This window comes from Bacteroides sp. AF20-13LB, from assembly GCF_003603065.1.
GTDB lineage: Bacteria > Bacteroidota > Bacteroidia > Bacteroidales > Bacteroidaceae > Bacteroides > Bacteroides uniformis.
This window is the reverse complement of record NZ_QTMH01000006.1, coordinates 275,732-290,790: the sequence shown is the minus strand read 5'-3', so window position 1 is coordinate 290,790 and position 15,059 is coordinate 275,732. Positions and strand designations below refer to the sequence as shown.

Genomic DNA, 15,059 nt, shown 5'->3' with positions numbered 1-15,059 from the left:
ATGTTTTAAGGGGGCAGAATCGCTTGGTTTTAGGGGGCAGCTTACACTGGATTTTCCAGTTCCTAAAGATACAACAAATCTAAATATTGAACAACAATTTATGGACGAAATTATAGAGAAAGCTAAGAAATCATCTACTATTGGTACAGAAAAGGCGTGGGGAAGTAAATTTATATAAATGCTGGAATAGGATGAACATGTTGTCTGTGTACTTTATTTATATTGGTGTTCATTGTGTTGTTACGCTTTCACTACTTTATAAAAGATTATGTAATAAATATTTGGACAGTCAAAAATAATTAAATATATTTGTTCTTCATAAGGTATAAATGTGCTATATACAGTGTGTTAGTATAGTGCATTGAGTATTAATATGAACAAATATTAGGATTATGGCGACTAAAAAGAACGGTTTTAATACTGGAATTGCTAGTGAGTATTTGGTATTGTCCATGTTGTATCGGTTGAATTATGAGGCTTATATAACAATGGGAAATAAGAAAAGTGTTGATATTTGGATAATGAGGGATGATAAAACTGCTGTCTCGATTGATGTGAAATCTGTTCGTGAATATGATTCTATTCCCGTAGGTAATGTGGAGGCAAAAGATAACCACTATGTTATATTTGTGATATATAATAAAAAATTTGAAATTGAAGGTACTCCTACACTGCCTGATTTTTATATAGTTCCTAGTTCATATGTGGTAGAAAAACGGAAAAAATTTAAAAGTAATCATGTTGATATATTTAAAAAAGATATTGAAGGATATAAAAATCGTTGGGAGCTGTTGAATTCTTCTATTAAAAGTGGGAATGTTACATATGGTGAACAAATAATATAGCCAACTATATGGAATTTAATTTTTAAAGATTAGGTTATGGAAATATTGGGAATATTGTTTTTTCTTGTACTTCTTGTTGTATGGGTTGGGTTAAGTGCTGAAGTAGGTAGTACTGCTAGAGCATTTGGTAGAAGTGAGATTGGGTGGATAGTTTTGTCTCTTCTTTTTTCTCCTTTGTTTGGTGCGATAATGGTACATTGTCTTGGAAAGAGTAATAATGAACCTGCATGGGCAGACTCTGTTGAAGAAGTAAAAAAACAGTTTAGTAAAGAGACTGAGGATGAACGCATAATTCGTGAGGCTGATGAAAGAATAGCTGTAAAAAGAGATGAAAGAGTGAAATCTACTGATGTGAAATAATTATTTTTTAAGTTTATTATGTCGGAAAGTAATAATAAAGAAGGAGTGAAAGTTCCATGGTTTTTTATTGGAACGATTTTGTTTGCAATATTATTGAGCTTGTTGTTTTTGAATCCCGACACAAGTAATTCACCTACAGAAGTCTCAGAAAAAGAGTCTTTAAGCTACAGTGATACTATTTTAGTTGCTAATGATAGTATAAAGGATAGACTTTATGCTGAATATGGTTTACAAGTTTTAAAAGTGAATTATGATAAGTACCATAATGATTGGATTTTCAAATTAAAAAATGTGAGTAATCGTATAATTGGTGATAGTAAACAATTATCTTTAAAATTGACATATAAAGTAACAGATTTGAAGACTGATGAAGTTGTAAAGGCAGATTATACATTTCTTAATGTTAATAAATTGCAAGTAGGAGAAACAATTCAGCTTCATCCTAATGTTAGTTGGTCAGCTTATGTTGGAGTGAAATATAGGATAGATTTTTGGATGGAAAATCTTCCTATGTGTCCTTATTTTTTGAAATTAAATTATTGATTTTTTTGTTTCTTTATAAGAATGAATAGTAAAGAAGAAAAACATTTAGTTAGTTCTCGGTGGAATGACTGCAGTACAATGAGTATTATTCATACTCCTACTGAGGAAGAGAGGAAAAAAGCAACTGATGAAATGGTTGACAATGTAATTAGTAATGTTGAGAATTTTTATTCTAATAAAAACGAACAAAATATAAAAGACTTGAAAGATTGTCTGAAAGATGTTTTGAGGGAGGAAAAGAAGCTTCAACGGAAAATTTCTCTTGGAGTGAAGAAGTACAAAGAGAAATTATCAAAAGATTATATAGAAACTGGGTATGAAATAGAGTTGTCTTTGGCAGAACAATATATAATTAGTATCTTGGATAAGTATGTAGAAGAGGGTGATTTTGATATGGTAGAACAATATATGTTCTATATGTTTAGAGATTATGGGGTTGACCTGCTTGAAAATTACGAGATAGCCGATAGAGTTAAATATATAAAGAGAATTCTTCCAGCTTTGATAGATATAAAGGTGAGAAATTCTATATTAGAAAAAATTACAAAAATGATTTCTAATGATATTGAGGATATTAAATCTCTAATTGAAATTAAAAGGGAACTGTTTGTATTGGAGCAGAAAATAAGCTCTCGATAAATAATTTAATTATAAAAGGTTGAATGCCGTTTGACTATTTTGTTGAATGGCATTCTTTTTATATATGGCTTGCCACTATAAGGAAGATAATATTGTGTGTTCTGGATATATGGGGATTTACATTGAAGAACCGCGTTGTAAATAATGGTCTGCTTTGTTGTCCGCGGTTAAAGAATGTCCGAACTTTATAGTGTACTAAAATAAATGATATTATGGTTTGTTTCGGAGTTGATTTGTATCGATTTTCATTAATTTGTAATGATTATTTTAGAAAAGTTGTATATAAAAAAGAAAAAGGAGACGAACAGATTGTTCTAACTCCTTCTATATCTGAAAGTGATATTAAGTTCTTGAAAATTAGCTCTTTGTTTCCCCCAGACGCGTACTCTACCGGGCTGAGCTACATCCCGAATTGCGGGTGCAAATGTACGGCTTTATTTTAAAATAGCAAATATTTATAGTGCTTTTTTTATTGAATGAACCTATATTTTGCAGTTTCAAGGCTTTCGGTCAACGTGTCCTGCTCTCTTTTTACTTGTATGCCTGCTTCGCAAGGCAATGGCTTTGAGCGGGCAGGCATACTTTGAATGAAGTTATTGCAGGTTTAGGCTGTTTCTTACGGAAGTGATAGCCGGACTTTCGGGCGTTACGGATTTCCGGGTACAATAATCGAATTCCGCAGATTTTTCGCCGCTAAATGATTTCCACTTCAGTTTCAATTTAACGGTCTTGCCTTCTGTATCAGGCAGGGCATCCAACTTGAAAGCAACCAGTCCGTCCGCATACCTGCCGTAAATGTCGCCCTTGGCATTGTGGCGGAATTCTACTTCATACGGGTTTTCCGGATTCTCGCTCAGCAGCAGATTGACAAAGTGCTTTGTTTGATAGTCTCCTTGCTGAGTTCTAAAGCGAAGGGTCAGATAACCGTCTTCTGCGATGGTTACCCAATCGTTCACTATTTCCACCGGGTCGGTGCCGTATACGGTATCGTTCTCTTCACCCAAATCCGGGGCGATGGGTTTGGTAAGGATACTGTCTATCCAGTTTATATGTACAGCTTGGGTGTAGATATCGCTGGGCTCGTCCACTTCCTTGTAGTTTACTAAAGCGCGGACTTCCTTCTCGCCGTAGGGAGATTTCGTCATGTTGGTAGGCAGCAGAGTGGTCTTGTCATCCAATTGCAGAAAGACTGTCTGGTCTGCATCGGTCTTTACCGTTACCAGGGCATTGGGGAATCTCATGGCATAATTATCATCGTCGTCCAGGCACGATTGGAGGCTTAAGGAGCTGATGGTTGCAATAGCGATTAAAATTTTCTTGTTAAAGATTGACTTCATTTTCATAGTGTACTCTTTTAAATTAAACATTTGGAATAGGTCTTGCTTTTATAGAAATAGCATATTTGCGAAAACCCTGCATGCAGCATTGTTAATTAATGATAAGAGCCGGAGTAAGCTGGTGCGGAATATTATTCCCCGATACATGAAAGATATTTGTATATCAGGTGGAATATGATTACCTTTGCTGTATGAGATGCACATCTCGCGTGTGTTGAGATGTATGTCTCGAACTGCATGAGATGTGCATCTCGTGCATGTTGGGGAATAGCTGTCCGGCCGTATGGAAACTGGCTTTCTGTTTAGGGGAAGTAACCTTCGGGTGGGGTGTCAGCAGTCTGGTTGCAGTAAGAAACATTATGTTCATTGTGAAAAGAGTATGAGTATAGTCTATTTGGTTCGAAAGAAGGTTTTCCGCACGGCAGAAGGGGTGAAGCAACTCTATTATGCTGTGCAGCGTGTGTTACAGCGGCGTGGAGGTGTGACGGCAGAGCTGCTGGCGCAGCGTATGGCATCCAGAAAAGGGATGAGTTCGGGAGACGTGCAGAGTGTATTGATAGATTTGCCGAAGTTTATAGAGGAAGCGCTGATGGAGGGAGAGTCGGTGACCATTAAGGGGCTGGGTTCCTTCCATGTGGCGGTGACGAGTGACGGGTTTGAGCATCCCGACGATGTGATGCCGGGCAAGGTACGCTTATCCCGTGTCTATTTTCGTCCGGATAAGTCGCTGGTGGCGAGGCTGAACAGCGGGATGGATTTCTACCGTTATCCGCTTAGCCGATATTTCCCTCACGATATGTTGCGACCGGAAACGCTGCGAAAGGAGCGGGCCGAGGGAAAGACGGGAATTCCGGATGAAGACCCAGTTGGGATGGAAAATGATACGGAGGACTTTTCGGGGGAGGAGTGAGCGATGAATGTGGAAGAATTCAGAGAATACTGTCTCTCCTTGCCGGGAGTGAGCGAGAAGATGCCTTTTCCTAATGTGGCCGACAGATACAGCCGCGATGTGCTTTGCTTTTATGTGGGCGACAAGTGGTTCTGCTTTGTCAATATCGAAGTGTTCGACTTCTGCTGCATCAAGTGCCGCCCGGAGGAATCAACGGAGCTGCGGGCAAGGTACGAGGGGGTGAAGCCGGGGTGGCACATGAACAAGAAGTATTGGAACAGTGTGTATTTTAATCAGGATGTACCGGACAGCATTATCCGAGAACTGGTGGCACGCTCCTATCGGCTGGTTGTGGAGAGCCTGCCGAAGAGGGAGCGGGAGCGTTATACCCCCATGCACTCCCTATAAAAGTCGAACATTTCGAAGATAGTCTCCTTGTCTGCCGTCTGGTTGAGACAGATGTCACCCACTTCTTTCAATAGGGTGAAGTTGATGACTCCGGCGGTATTCTTCTTGTCATGCTTCATCAGTTCGTACAGCTGGTGGTACTGTTTGCAGTTGAAGGTGAAGCTGCCATAATTCTCTTTGACGAATTGGATGGTCTGGCGCATCTTGTCCTTCGGGAATCCGGTCTTTATATAAGAAAGGTAGAGTTCGCAGACCAGCCCCCATGCCACTGCATAGCCGTGCAGCACCGGACGCCTTTCGGCAAGGGCGAGGCTTTCGAAGGCGTGTCCTACGGTGTGCCCCAGGTTCAGGGCTTTGCGGATGCCATGTTCCTGCGGGTCTTCTTCTACGATGTGTTCCTTTACCTGCACGGAACGTCCTACCATGGACTTCAGTAAGGCATAATCTATCTTTTCCGTATCGAATGACAGCAGTTCTGCCAGATGTTCCGGGGTACTGATGAGGCCGTGCTTCAACATCTCCGCATAGCCGGAGAAGAAGTTATGGGCATCGAGGCTGCGCAGGAATTCGGTTTCCAGCAGCACGCAGGCGGCAGGAGCAAAAACACCGATTTCATTCTTCAGACCGTTGAAGTTGATGCCCGTCTTGCCTCCCACGGAAGCGTCGACCATGGCGAGTAGCGTAGTGGGAACGTTGATGTAGGCGATGCCCCGCTTGAAGGTGGAAGCGGCAAAACCGCCAAGGTCGGTCACCATGCCACCGCCCAGATTGATGAGCAGGGAGTGGCGGCTGGCCCCTTTCTCGCTCAGGGCTTGCCATACGGCAGCCAGCGTTTCCAGATTCTTGTGCACATCTTCTGCCCCGATAATAATCTCTTCCGCTTCTTCCAGGGCGGGAATACCGTCCAGATGCGGGCGGCAGAGGCGGTGGGTATGCTCGTCGGTAAGGATGAAAAGCTTGTCATGGGGACACTTCTCTATGGCATGCGTCAGGCTGTTTGCCAGTCCTTCGCAAAGGATTACTTCTTGTTTACTCATCTTGTTAATTACAAATTACGAATTACCAATTACTGATGTTACGGATTATGAAGGAAAGGGAGCCTTCTTCATTATATTGTGGCACAAAGATAGCTCTTTTGGCAATAAAACGTTATCTTTGTCCCGTGAAATTCTATGGGTGGCAAGGTGTTTCCGTCATCTGCCTCCCGCTATTTGTAATTAGTAATTTGTAATTGATTGATAGAAATGAGAGCATTACTTCCCGTTTATTGCCGTCCGCTGGGTTATTTCATCATAGCTCTGGCGTTGTTCCTTCCTTTCATATTCCTATTGTGGGGAAAAGTGACAGATGCCAACTTGCTGTTTTACAAGGAATGCTCCAAACTCCTGATGATGATGGGGGCACTGATGATAATCTTTGCCTTGACGAAGAACGAGAATAAGGAGATAGAGCAGGTGCGCAACAAGGCCACGCGCAATGCCATCTTTCTGACCGTTCTTTTTATCTTCGGCGGTATGCTCTACCGGGTGGCGCAGGGTGACCTCCTTTCGGTCGATTCTTCTTCTTTTCTCATATTTCTTATATTGAATGTGCTTTGCTTGGAATTTGGTATAAAGAAAGCGACAGTTGATAGATTATTTAAGCGGAATGGTCGATAAATAAAGCAAATCGTCATGTGGGGCATTAAACCTTTTGCCCGGAAGTCTGTCAAATGAAACAGTGAATAAAAGGCATTGCTCATTTAGAATAGACAAAGAATAGACACATGAAGAAAATTATCACGGGGATGGCGTTGCTGTTGGTAACAACGCTGTCTGCATTTTCACAGACCAAAAACATTACGGTATCGGGCCGTGTCGTGGAGGACACCAAGGAGCCTGCGATACAAGCTACCGTGCAGTTGCTTTTGTTGCCAGACAGTGTTCAGGCATCGGGTACGGCCACTACGGCACAAGGTTATTTCACTCTTCCCAAAGTCAGTGCGGGTAAATACGTGCTGAAGGTTTCCTACATCGGATTCAAGAGCCAGTACATCCCTTTACACCTTTATGCTACGACAACTGCCAAGAACGTGGGTACACTGACACTGGAAACGGATGCGGTGATGCTGGCCGAGGCTGTGGTTACGGCAGAAGCGCCGCAAGTGCAGGTGGTGGAAGATACACTGGTATATACCTCATCTGCCTATCGTACCCCCGAGGGAGCCATGCTCGAGGAGTTGGTGAAGAAGCTGCCCGGTGCGGAGATTGACGACGAGGGTAATGTGAAAATCAACGGTAAGGACTTGTCGAAGATTATGGTCGACGGCAAGGAGTTCTTCGGTGGAGACGTAAAGACCGGTTTGAAGAACCTGCCGGTAGATATGATAGAGAAGCTGAAAACCTACGATAAGAAGTCCGATTTGGCACGTATCACCGGTATTGACGACGGTGAGGAGGAGACGGTGCTCGACCTGACCGTAAAGAAAGGCATGAACCAGGGTTGGTTCGGTAATGCCGACGTGGCCGGAGGGACGGAAGACCGCTATATGGGCCGCTTTATGCTGAACCGCTTCGTGGACAAAACCCAGGTGTCGGTAGTGGGTTCTGCCAATAACGTGAACGACCAGGGCTTTTCGGGCGGTGGCGGTCCTCCGCGCTGGCGCAGGAACAACGGACTTACTGCAACGAAAATGCTGGGTGTGAACTTCGCTACCCAAACCGATAAGCTGGAACTGGGCGGTAGTGCACGCTACAACTATCAGGATGGGGATATTGCAAGTATCGGTTCTACCGAGGACTTTCTGCCGGACGGCAACTCTTACTCCAACTCGAACAGCAGGCAACGTAACAAAGCCAAGAATTTCAATGCCGATTTCCGTATGGAGTGGAAGCCGGACTCGATGACGAATATCATTTTCCGTCCCAACTTCTCGTACGGCAAAACGGACAATCTCTCCAATTCTGAGAGCGGTACGTTCAGTTCCGACCCTTACAGTCTGGTGAGTGACCCCAATAACTGGCTGAATCTGGAGAAGATTCTTAATCCGGACGATGACCCGTTGAGGAGTATCCGTATAAATGCTATCAACAGCGGTTCGCTGAGCGACAACAAGAGTGTGTCTACGGATGCAACCTTGCAGTTGAACAGAAAGCTGAATGACAAAGGACGCAATGTCACGTTCCGTGGAAGATTCGGTTATACCAATAATGACAACAACCAGTATACGGAGTCGGAAACACATTACTTCCAGTTACTGAATGCTTTGGGAGGAGACTCCATCTTGGTTCGTAACCAGTACATCACTACTCCTACCAAGAACTACAATTACAGTGCACAGCTGACTTACAGCGAACCGATAGCCCGCGCCACTTTCTTGCAATTCAGCTATCAGTTCCAGTACAAGTATAGCGAGAGCGACAAGACGACGTATGATTTGCAGGGCTTTCCGGATTGGGGATTGTCAACCCAGCTTCCCACGGGATATGAAGAGCATGCGGTGGATAGTCTGGGTAAGTATGCGGAATACCGCTACTACAACCACGATGCATCCGTGTCTTTGCGCTTTATCCGCGAGAAGTATCAGTTGAGCGCAGGTATGTCGTTCCAGCCGCAGCATTCTGTATTGTCCTATAAGCGCGGCGACTATATGATTGATACCACCCGCAATGTGTTCAACTTCGCTCCGAACCTGGACTTGCGCATCCGTTTCTCCAAGGTGAGCCAGCTGCGTATGACATACCGCGGGCGTAGCAGCCAACCGAGTATGGAGAATCTGTTGCCGATTGTGGACAACTCCAATCCGCAGAATGTACGTATCGGTAATCCGGGCTTGAAGCCTTCCTTCACGCACAACATGCGATTCTTCTATAATACGTATAATGCCGAAAAGCAGCGCGGTATTATGTCGCACGTCAACTTCTCGGCAACGCAGAATAGCATCAGCAATAGCCGTGTGTACAATTCGGAGACTGGTGGATGGACTACAACTCCGAAGAATATCAACGGTAATTGGAATGCGTTCGGCATGTTTGGCTTCAATACGGCACTGCCCAATAAGAAGTATACCATCAACTCCTTCTCCAATGCCAACTATCAGAACAATGTGGCTTATCTGACGTCCGGTAAGGGAGCAGATGCCGTGGAACGGAAGAATACAACCACCAACCTGACGCTGGGCGAACGTCTGAATGCCGCCTATCGTAATGACTGGTTTGAATTCGGCTTGAACGGAAGCATCTCCTATTCAATAGAGAAGGATAAACTGACGCCTGACAATAATCAGGAGCCCTATACCTTCTCCTACGGTGCCAATACGCAGATTTCCATGCCGTGGAACATGACGCTCTCTACCAACATTGCCAACCAGAGCCGTCGAGGATATACGGACAGCAGTATGAACCGTAACGAGCTTATCTGGAATGCACAGTTGTCGCAGACTTTCCTGAAAGGGAATGCCACCGTCAGCTTCGAGATGTACGACATTCTGAAGAAGCAGAGTAACATCAGCCGTTCGCTGACTGCAAGCGGCCGCTCGGTGTACGAATATAACGGCGTGAACAGCTATTGCATGCTTCACTTCATCTATCGTCTGAATATTTTCGGCAGCAAGGCCGCCCGCGATAAGATGCAGGGCAGACGCGGCTTCGGCGGTCCGGGCTTCGGTCCGGGTCATGGTCCTGGCGGTTTCGGAGGACGCAGGCCGTTCTAAAGCGGAGGGGATCAGCCCCCTAATCAGCTTGTCATTCTGATACACTCTCAATTCTGTGGCAGGTTTCTTTTTGATTATTTTTCAGACGCGGATGACGCAGATAAGAATATTAAAAATCTGCGTCATCTGCGTCATCCGCGTCAAAGCGATAGCAAGTATAAGTTTTCAGACAAGTTGGGGGAAGAGGGACTTTTATGTTAATCTCTGTAATCTTCGGTGAAAGTTTCTGTGTTTTTCCTACATTTGTTTCACACTTAATTGTCTGTGAACATGCTTGATTGGAACTTCATTGCCAGCCAGATTGCTACGATAGCCTTCGACATTGTTTATTTCGGTGCCATCATCGGAACGATTGTCGTCATTATCCTCGACAACCGCAATCCGGTGAAAACCATGGCATGGATACTGATACTGATGTTCCTTCCCATCGTGGGGCTGGTGTTTTACTTCTTCTTCGGGCGTAGTCAGCGCCGTGTGCGCATGATAGGGAAGAAGAGTTACAGCCGCTTGTTGAAGAAACCTATGGCGGAATATCTGGCGCAGGACTCATGTGCGCTTCCCATCAATTACAGTCGTCTCATATCCTTGTTCCGTAATACCAACCAGGCTTTCCCCTTCGATGGAAACCGGGTGGAAGCCTATACCCTGGGGCTCTCCATGCTGCAATCCTTGCTACGCGAACTGGGGAAAGCAACGAAGCATATCCACATGGAATTCTATATCTTTGAGGACGATGCCATTGGGCGCTTGGTGCGTGATGTCCTGATGGAAAAGGCGCGTGCCGGGGTAGAGGTACGTGTGATTTATGATGATGTGGGTTGCTGGCATGTTCCCAACCGTTTTTTTGAAGAGATGCGCGAGGCCGGTATCGAGGTACGCAGCTTTCTGAAGGTACGTTTTCCGCTTTTCACCAGTAAGGTGAACTATCGTAATCATCGGAAAATAGTTGTCATTGACGGGCGCATCGGCTTTGTGGGGGGTATGAATCTTGCCGAACGCTATATGCGCGGATTCTCATGGGGCATCTGGCGGGACACACATCTGCTGCTGGAGGGCAAGGCTGTTCACGGATTGCAGACCGCCTTCCTACTCGATTGGTACTTTGTGGACCGTACACTGATTACGTCTACCCGCTATTTCCCGAAAATAGAAAACTGCGGTACTTCCTTGGCGCAGATTGTAACGAGTGAGCCCGTAGGCCCATGGAAAGACATTATGCAGGGACTTGTCATATCCATTTCCAGCGCAAAGAAATATTTCTATATCCAGACTCCCTACTTCCTGCCCACCGAAGCCGTACTTGTTGCTATGCAGACAGCCGCCTTGTCAGGTGTCGATGTGCGTCTGATGTTGCCCATGCGTGCTGATAACCGCTTGACGCATCTGGGTTCCTGCTCTTATCTGGCAGATGTGCTCTATTCGGGAGTCAAGGTCTATTTCTATAAGAAAGGCTTCTTGCACTCCAAACTGATGGTTTCGGATGATGAGTTGTCCACGGTAGGCTCTACGAATGTGGATTTCCGCAGTTTTGAACATAACTTTGAGGTGAATGCCTTCATCTATGACACAGAAACAGCGCTTCAGATGCGCGAAATCTTCCTTCAAGACCAGCGCGACTGCGTACAAATATTCCTGAAGAACTGGGTGAAGCGCCCCTGGTATCGTAAGGCTGCAGAGAGTGTGGTGCGGCTGATGGCGCCGCTGTTATAATGAAGAATGATGAATGAAGAATTTCTTGAAGTGTATTCATATCGTACCATTCTTCATTCATCATTTAAATATCGTGAAGTTCACGCTCCCGTATACCCTTCTCTCCACAAAGTGCGGATGTTCCTCGAAACTGTTTTTCTTCCCGTGTTCCAAGACGAAGAGACCGTCTTCTTTCAGCAAGTTGTTCTCGAAGATGAGATCGGGCAAGGTTTCCAGCCCGGCAAGCTCGTAGGGAGGGTCGGCAAAGATAAAGTCGAACTGCTCGCGTCCGCTTTTGAGGTATTTGAATACGTCACCGCGTATGGGTAGACACTTGTCCGTCTTTAATTCCTGCATAATTTTGCAGATGAAGGCATAGTGGTCGCGGTCTTTTTCCACGCTGATTACTTGGTCGCAGCCTCTGGACACAAGCTCGATGCTGATGCTGCCCGTACCGGCAAATAGGTCGAGGGCACGGATGCCGTCCTCAAAGTCCATGTAGTTGGAGAGCACATTGAACAGATTCTCTTTGGCAAAGTCTGTGGTGGGGCGTGCCTTGAAGGAGTGGGGCACGTCGAAACGTCTTCTTTTGTATATTCCGCTGATTACTCGCATAGGGTTATGGCTTGCAGGTCAAGATTAGTGGCGGGATTCATGATGAATACCTGCCGGATGAATTTTCGCAGTTCGGGCAGTAGCAGTTCTTTGTCGTTTAGGTCACCGGTCAGGTGCAGCTCATCGCGTTCCTGCTCGAAGCCGAGTTGTTTCCATATATATAATAGGTAGTAGACACGGTCGGGTGTGCTTCTGCATTCAAAGGAATTGGCAAGAAGGAGGCGTCCGCGCTCGTAGCCGTATACGTCTACGGCATCTTTTCGCAAGTGTGCATACATCTTCCGGTTGTTGCCCAAGCGGCTCTTTGAGGAGAAGAACTCAATGAAGGGGCTGGCTTGGGAATAGAACTTGACATCGGGATACTGTTCGCGAAGGAAGGAGCAGGCACTCTTATCCATGCCGAACAATACGACAGTGTTGTTCTTATGCAGTATGTTGTATTGTACGGTTTCGTTTTCCCGTTTAGGATGGTTGTGATAGAAAATGATTTCCGTTTGTTCGTCCTCGAAGAACTCCAGGGGAATGAACGTGAAGCGTTTGTCTGCCATGAGCACATTGACACGGCGGAAGGGGCGTTCCAGCCATGCCAGTTCGCGGAAGGTCTGTTTCAGATTGGCAGTGAGGGAGAGGGACTCGTCCACTGCACGGTCGTAGTAAGAGAACTCACCGTCGCCCAGAGGGTTGAACACAGAAAAAGAAAATCCATCCGTACTGAGACGGATGGATAATGTATACTGTTCCGATTTATTAAAATCAGTCGTTTCTATCATACGTTTGTCGGGGTGAGATTATTCCCAGTTACCGGCGTTGTTGTTAGCTGTTTCCAAGCTACCAATCATCAGACCGCAGTACTTGCCAAGTTTGGTTTGTACGTCCTTGATGTTGGCAATTTCTTGTGCATCCAGACCGTTCAAATAAACTTCGTACGGAGTCTTCACTTCGAGCAGACAGAAAGGAGCACCGGATTTAGCTGTATCGTTCTTGATGGCCATTTCGAACTGTGCACCGTTTCCGAAGGGAACATATCTCATAGAATCGGGGTTGAAGCCTTTCGGGAAGATAGTATCCAATACGGCTACCCACATAGTGTCACGCTTGAAGTTTTCCAATCCCCATTTCTTGACGTCAGCATAGTTACCTGTCTTCTTTGCCTTATTGATGATGTTGATGGCTTTCTTTTCAGTCAGACCGTCTTCCAGCTGCTTATCGTTCAGTTCTCCTTGCTTGAAGATGAACGGAAGTTTCTGGTTTTTAACAAAGTCAATCAGAGAGTCGAAGCTTGCAGTATATTGCTGGTCATGTAAAGTACGATATTCCAATTGTGCTTTACGGATGTCAATCAGACGTGCAATGACGGCTGCGTCTCTGTGCTTCTTTGCTTTTTCAAAGTTGATAGGACCCATAATGCTGGTGTAACAAATATAAATTAGCACCAAAGCACATAAGCCTAAAATGACATTAAATACTGTTTTCATGATAAATATGTTTTTTAGTTGTTATATTCGCACCGCAAAAATAAAAGAAATTAATTTAAAAACGATAGTTCCCTTTACTTTTTTCTGTTACAAAAATGATAAATAACTATTTAGAAAGGCAAATTAAGGAAAATTTTCCTTACCAACCAACTCCTGAGCAAGAAATTGCTGTAAAATCTTTATCGGAGTTCCTTCTGTCACCCCGTAGCGAGGTGGTTTTTATGCTTCGTGGTTATGCGGGGACGGGTAAAACATCGTTGGTCGGTGCCTTGGTGCGGACGTTGGATAAGTTGCAACAAAAGTCGGTATTGCTGGCACCGACCGGACGGGCGGCAAAAGTTTTCTCGGCGTATGCGGGGCATCCGGCGTTTACAATTCATAAAAAAATTTATAGACAGCAATCTTTCTCCAATGAGCTGAGCAATTTTTCTGTGAACGATAATTTGACAACTCACACTTTATATATAGTGGATGAGGCCTCAATGATTTCCAATGAGGGACTGTCCGGTTCCATGTTCGGCACGGGCAGGTTGCTGGACGACCTGGTGCAGTTTGTCTATTCCGGCCAGGGATGCCGCCTGCTGCTGATGGGCGATACGGCACAGCTGCCGCCGGTGGGGGAGGAGCAGAGCCCTGCCCTCTTTGCCGATGCCTTGAAAGGCTACGGGCTGGAAGTGGTGGAGGTAGACTTGACGCAGGTGGTGCGTCAGGAGCAACAGTCGGGCATTTTGTGGAATGCCACCCGCCTGAGGCAGTTGATAGCGGAAGACGATTGCTACAGCCTGCCGAAGATAAAGGTTTCGGGGTTTGCCGACATTAAAGTTCTGCCCGGAAATGAGCTGATAGAAACGCTGAGCTCTTGCTACGACCATGATGGGCTGGATGAAACTATCGTGGTGTGCCGCTCCAACAAGAGGGCGAACATCTACAACAAAGGCATCCGTGCGCAGATTCTCTGGCGTGAGGATGAATTAAACACCGGTGATTTGTTGATGGTGGCGAAAAATAACTACTTTTGGACGGAAAAGGAGAAAGAGATGGATTTCATTGCCAACGGTGAGACTGCCGTGGTGCGCCGCGTGCGCCGTACGCGAGAGCTGTATGGCTTCCGCTTTGCAGACGTGACGCTGGTCTTTCCCGACTATAACGACTTTGAACTGGAAGTGAACATGCTGCTTGATACGCTGCATACCGACTCGCCTGCGCTGCCCAAGGCAGAAAACGACCGGCTTTTCTACTCCGTCCTCGAAGATTATGCCGACATCACCGTGAAGCGCGAGCGGATGAAGAAGATGAAGGCAGACCCGTACTACAACGCCTTGCAAGTGAAGTATGCCTATGCCGTGACTTGCCACAAGGCGCAGGGCGGGCAATGGAAGAATGTCTTTCTGGACCAGGGGTATATGACGGATGAATACCTGACACCCGATTATTTCCGTTGGCTCTACACCGCCTTTACCCGTGCCACGGGAACGCTCTACTTGGTGAACTATCCGGAAGAACAAATAGTTTGAAAAAGAGAGGGGTACCGATGCAGTATTCCGGCATTTTTTGTATTTTTGTAGATAG

The 15,059-nt window shown here is 45.4% G+C and carries 15 protein-coding genes; 10 read left to right on the top strand and 5 right to left on the bottom strand.

Annotated elements, in window-relative coordinates; genetic code table 11:
- Positions 1 to 392 precede the first annotated feature (392 nt).
- From DWX62_RS09215 to DWX62_RS09200, 4 genes are read left to right on the top strand one after another with little or no spacing between them, the layout of a single operon-like run.
- Positions 393 to 845, top strand: coding sequence for a hypothetical protein (locus tag DWX62_RS09215; RefSeq protein WP_055288480.1), 453 nt, complete (start codon positions 393 to 395; stop codon positions 843 to 845).
- 36 nt (positions 846 to 881) lie between these two features.
- On the top strand, positions 882 to 1,205 hold the full coding sequence (locus tag DWX62_RS09210) for a hypothetical protein (RefSeq protein WP_120172757.1): 324 nt from the start codon (positions 882 to 884) through the stop codon (positions 1,203 to 1,205).
- An 18-nt stretch (positions 1,206 to 1,223) separates the two neighbouring features.
- Entirely contained in the window at positions 1,224 to 1,748 is a 525-nt protein-coding gene (locus tag DWX62_RS09205) for a hypothetical protein (RefSeq protein WP_120172756.1), read from the top strand.
- A gap of 21 nt (positions 1,749 to 1,769) precedes the next feature.
- A complete protein-coding gene (locus DWX62_RS09200) occupies positions 1,770 to 2,387 on the top strand; it encodes a hypothetical protein (protein WP_117680646.1) in 618 nt (205 codons plus the stop codon).
- A 593-nt stretch (positions 2,388 to 2,980) separates the two neighbouring features.
- Here the strand turns inward: DWX62_RS09200 and DWX62_RS09190 are convergent.
- Positions 2,981 to 3,730: a NigD-like protein gene (locus DWX62_RS09190; RefSeq protein ID WP_008665687.1), complete on the bottom strand. Its 750-nt coding sequence runs from the start codon at positions 3,728 to 3,730 to the stop codon at positions 2,981 to 2,983.
- 373 nt (positions 3,731 to 4,103) lie between these two features.
- Here DWX62_RS09190 and DWX62_RS09185 point away from each other — a divergent pair, with 373 nt between their 5' ends.
- Both DWX62_RS09185 and DWX62_RS09180 read left to right on the top strand, forming a co-directional pair.
- On the top strand, positions 4,104 to 4,634 hold the full coding sequence (locus DWX62_RS09185) for an HU family DNA-binding protein (protein WP_008665685.1): 531 nt from the start codon (positions 4,104 to 4,106) through the stop codon (positions 4,632 to 4,634).
- A 3-nt stretch (positions 4,635 to 4,637) separates the two neighbouring features.
- On the top strand, positions 4,638 to 5,021 hold the full coding sequence (locus DWX62_RS09180) for an MmcQ/YjbR family DNA-binding protein (RefSeq protein WP_005824086.1): 384 nt from the start codon (positions 4,638 to 4,640) through the stop codon (positions 5,019 to 5,021).
- Here the strand turns inward: DWX62_RS09180 and aroB are convergent.
- A complete protein-coding gene (gene aroB, locus DWX62_RS09175) occupies positions 4,997 to 6,058 on the bottom strand; it encodes a 3-dehydroquinate synthase (RefSeq protein ID WP_057254328.1) in 1,062 nt (353 codons plus the stop codon). The genes DWX62_RS09180 and aroB overlap by 25 nt on opposite strands.
- Before the next feature lie 207 nt (positions 6,059 to 6,265).
- On the opposite strand from aroB, the gene DWX62_RS09170 reads away from it, so the two are divergent.
- The 3 genes from DWX62_RS09170 to cls all read left to right on the top strand — a co-directional run bounded on the left by DWX62_RS09170 (position 6,266) and on the right by cls (position 11,421).
- The gene (locus DWX62_RS09170) at positions 6,266 to 6,679 is read left to right on the top strand and encodes a hypothetical protein (protein WP_009037184.1); all 414 of its coding nucleotides are present in this window, start codon (positions 6,266 to 6,268) and stop codon (positions 6,677 to 6,679) included.
- Between the two features lie 107 nt (positions 6,680 to 6,786).
- A complete protein-coding gene (locus DWX62_RS09165; protein WP_117945476.1) occupies positions 6,787 to 9,711 on the top strand; it encodes a TonB-dependent receptor in 2,925 nt (974 codons plus the stop codon).
- Positions 9,712 to 9,981: 270 nt separating this feature from the next.
- Positions 9,982 to 11,421, top strand: a complete 1,440-nt coding sequence (gene cls / locus DWX62_RS09160; protein ID WP_120137842.1) for a cardiolipin synthase — start codon at positions 9,982 to 9,984, stop codon at positions 11,419 to 11,421.
- Positions 11,422 to 11,481: 60 nt separating this feature from the next.
- Here the strand turns inward: cls and rsmD are convergent, their stop codons facing one another.
- From rsmD to DWX62_RS09145, 3 genes are read right to left on the bottom strand one after another with little or no spacing between them, the layout of a single operon-like run.
- Positions 11,482 to 12,015, bottom strand: coding sequence for a 16S rRNA (guanine(966)-N(2))-methyltransferase RsmD (gene rsmD, locus DWX62_RS09155; RefSeq protein ID WP_005824070.1), 534 nt, complete (start codon positions 12,013 to 12,015; stop codon positions 11,482 to 11,484).
- Positions 12,006 to 12,785: a DUF3822 family protein gene (locus DWX62_RS09150; RefSeq protein ID WP_044468033.1), complete on the bottom strand. Its 780-nt coding sequence runs from the start codon at positions 12,783 to 12,785 to the stop codon at positions 12,006 to 12,008. Before DWX62_RS09150 ends, rsmD begins: the two co-directional genes overlap by 10 nt.
- A gap of 18 nt (positions 12,786 to 12,803) precedes the next feature.
- Positions 12,804 to 13,490: a hypothetical protein gene (locus tag DWX62_RS09145; protein WP_005824067.1), complete on the bottom strand. Its 687-nt coding sequence runs from the start codon at positions 13,488 to 13,490 to the stop codon at positions 12,804 to 12,806.
- 95 nt (positions 13,491 to 13,585) lie between these two features.
- Between DWX62_RS09145 and DWX62_RS09140 the strand changes: the two genes are divergently transcribed.
- Complete coding sequence (locus DWX62_RS09140; protein ID WP_035450200.1) at positions 13,586 to 15,004, top strand: AAA family ATPase; 1,419 nt, start codon at positions 13,586 to 13,588, stop codon at positions 15,002 to 15,004.
- Positions 15,005 to 15,059: the final 55 nt, after the last annotated feature.

Coding starts and splice junctions, on each gene's coding strand:
- DWX62_RS09165 (WP_117945476.1), top strand. CDS start 6,787: ATGAAGAAAATTATCACGGGGATGGCGTTGCTGTTGGTAACAACGCTG.
- cls (WP_120137842.1), top strand. CDS start 9,982: ATGCTTGATTGGAACTTCATTGCCAGCCAGATTGCTACGATAGCCTTC.
- DWX62_RS09180 (WP_005824086.1), top strand. CDS start 4,638: ATGAATGTGGAAGAATTCAGAGAATACTGTCTCTCCTTGCCGGGAGTG.
- DWX62_RS09145 (WP_005824067.1), bottom strand. CDS start 13,490: ATGAAAACAGTATTTAATGTCATTTTAGGCTTATGTGCTTTGGTGCTA.
- DWX62_RS09140 (WP_035450200.1), top strand. CDS start 13,586: ATGATAAATAACTATTTAGAAAGGCAAATTAAGGAAAATTTTCCTTAC.
- DWX62_RS09170 (WP_009037184.1), top strand. CDS start 6,266: ATGAGAGCATTACTTCCCGTTTATTGCCGTCCGCTGGGTTATTTCATC.
- DWX62_RS09210 (WP_120172757.1), top strand. CDS start 882: ATGGAAATATTGGGAATATTGTTTTTTCTTGTACTTCTTGTTGTATGG.
- DWX62_RS09215 (WP_055288480.1), top strand. CDS start 393: ATGGCGACTAAAAAGAACGGTTTTAATACTGGAATTGCTAGTGAGTAT.
- DWX62_RS09150 (WP_044468033.1), bottom strand. CDS start 12,785: ATGATAGAAACGACTGATTTTAATAAATCGGAACAGTATACATTATCC.
- DWX62_RS09205 (WP_120172756.1), top strand. CDS start 1,224: ATGTCGGAAAGTAATAATAAAGAAGGAGTGAAAGTTCCATGGTTTTTT.
- DWX62_RS09190 (WP_008665687.1), bottom strand. CDS start 3,730: ATGAAAATGAAGTCAATCTTTAACAAGAAAATTTTAATCGCTATTGCA.
- DWX62_RS09200 (WP_117680646.1), top strand. CDS start 1,770: ATGAATAGTAAAGAAGAAAAACATTTAGTTAGTTCTCGGTGGAATGAC.
- rsmD (WP_005824070.1), bottom strand. CDS start 12,015: ATGCGAGTAATCAGCGGAATATACAAAAGAAGACGTTTCGACGTGCCC.
- DWX62_RS09185 (WP_008665685.1), top strand. CDS start 4,104: ATGAGTATAGTCTATTTGGTTCGAAAGAAGGTTTTCCGCACGGCAGAA.
- aroB (WP_057254328.1), bottom strand. CDS start 6,058: ATGAGTAAACAAGAAGTAATCCTTTGCGAAGGACTGGCAAACAGCCTG.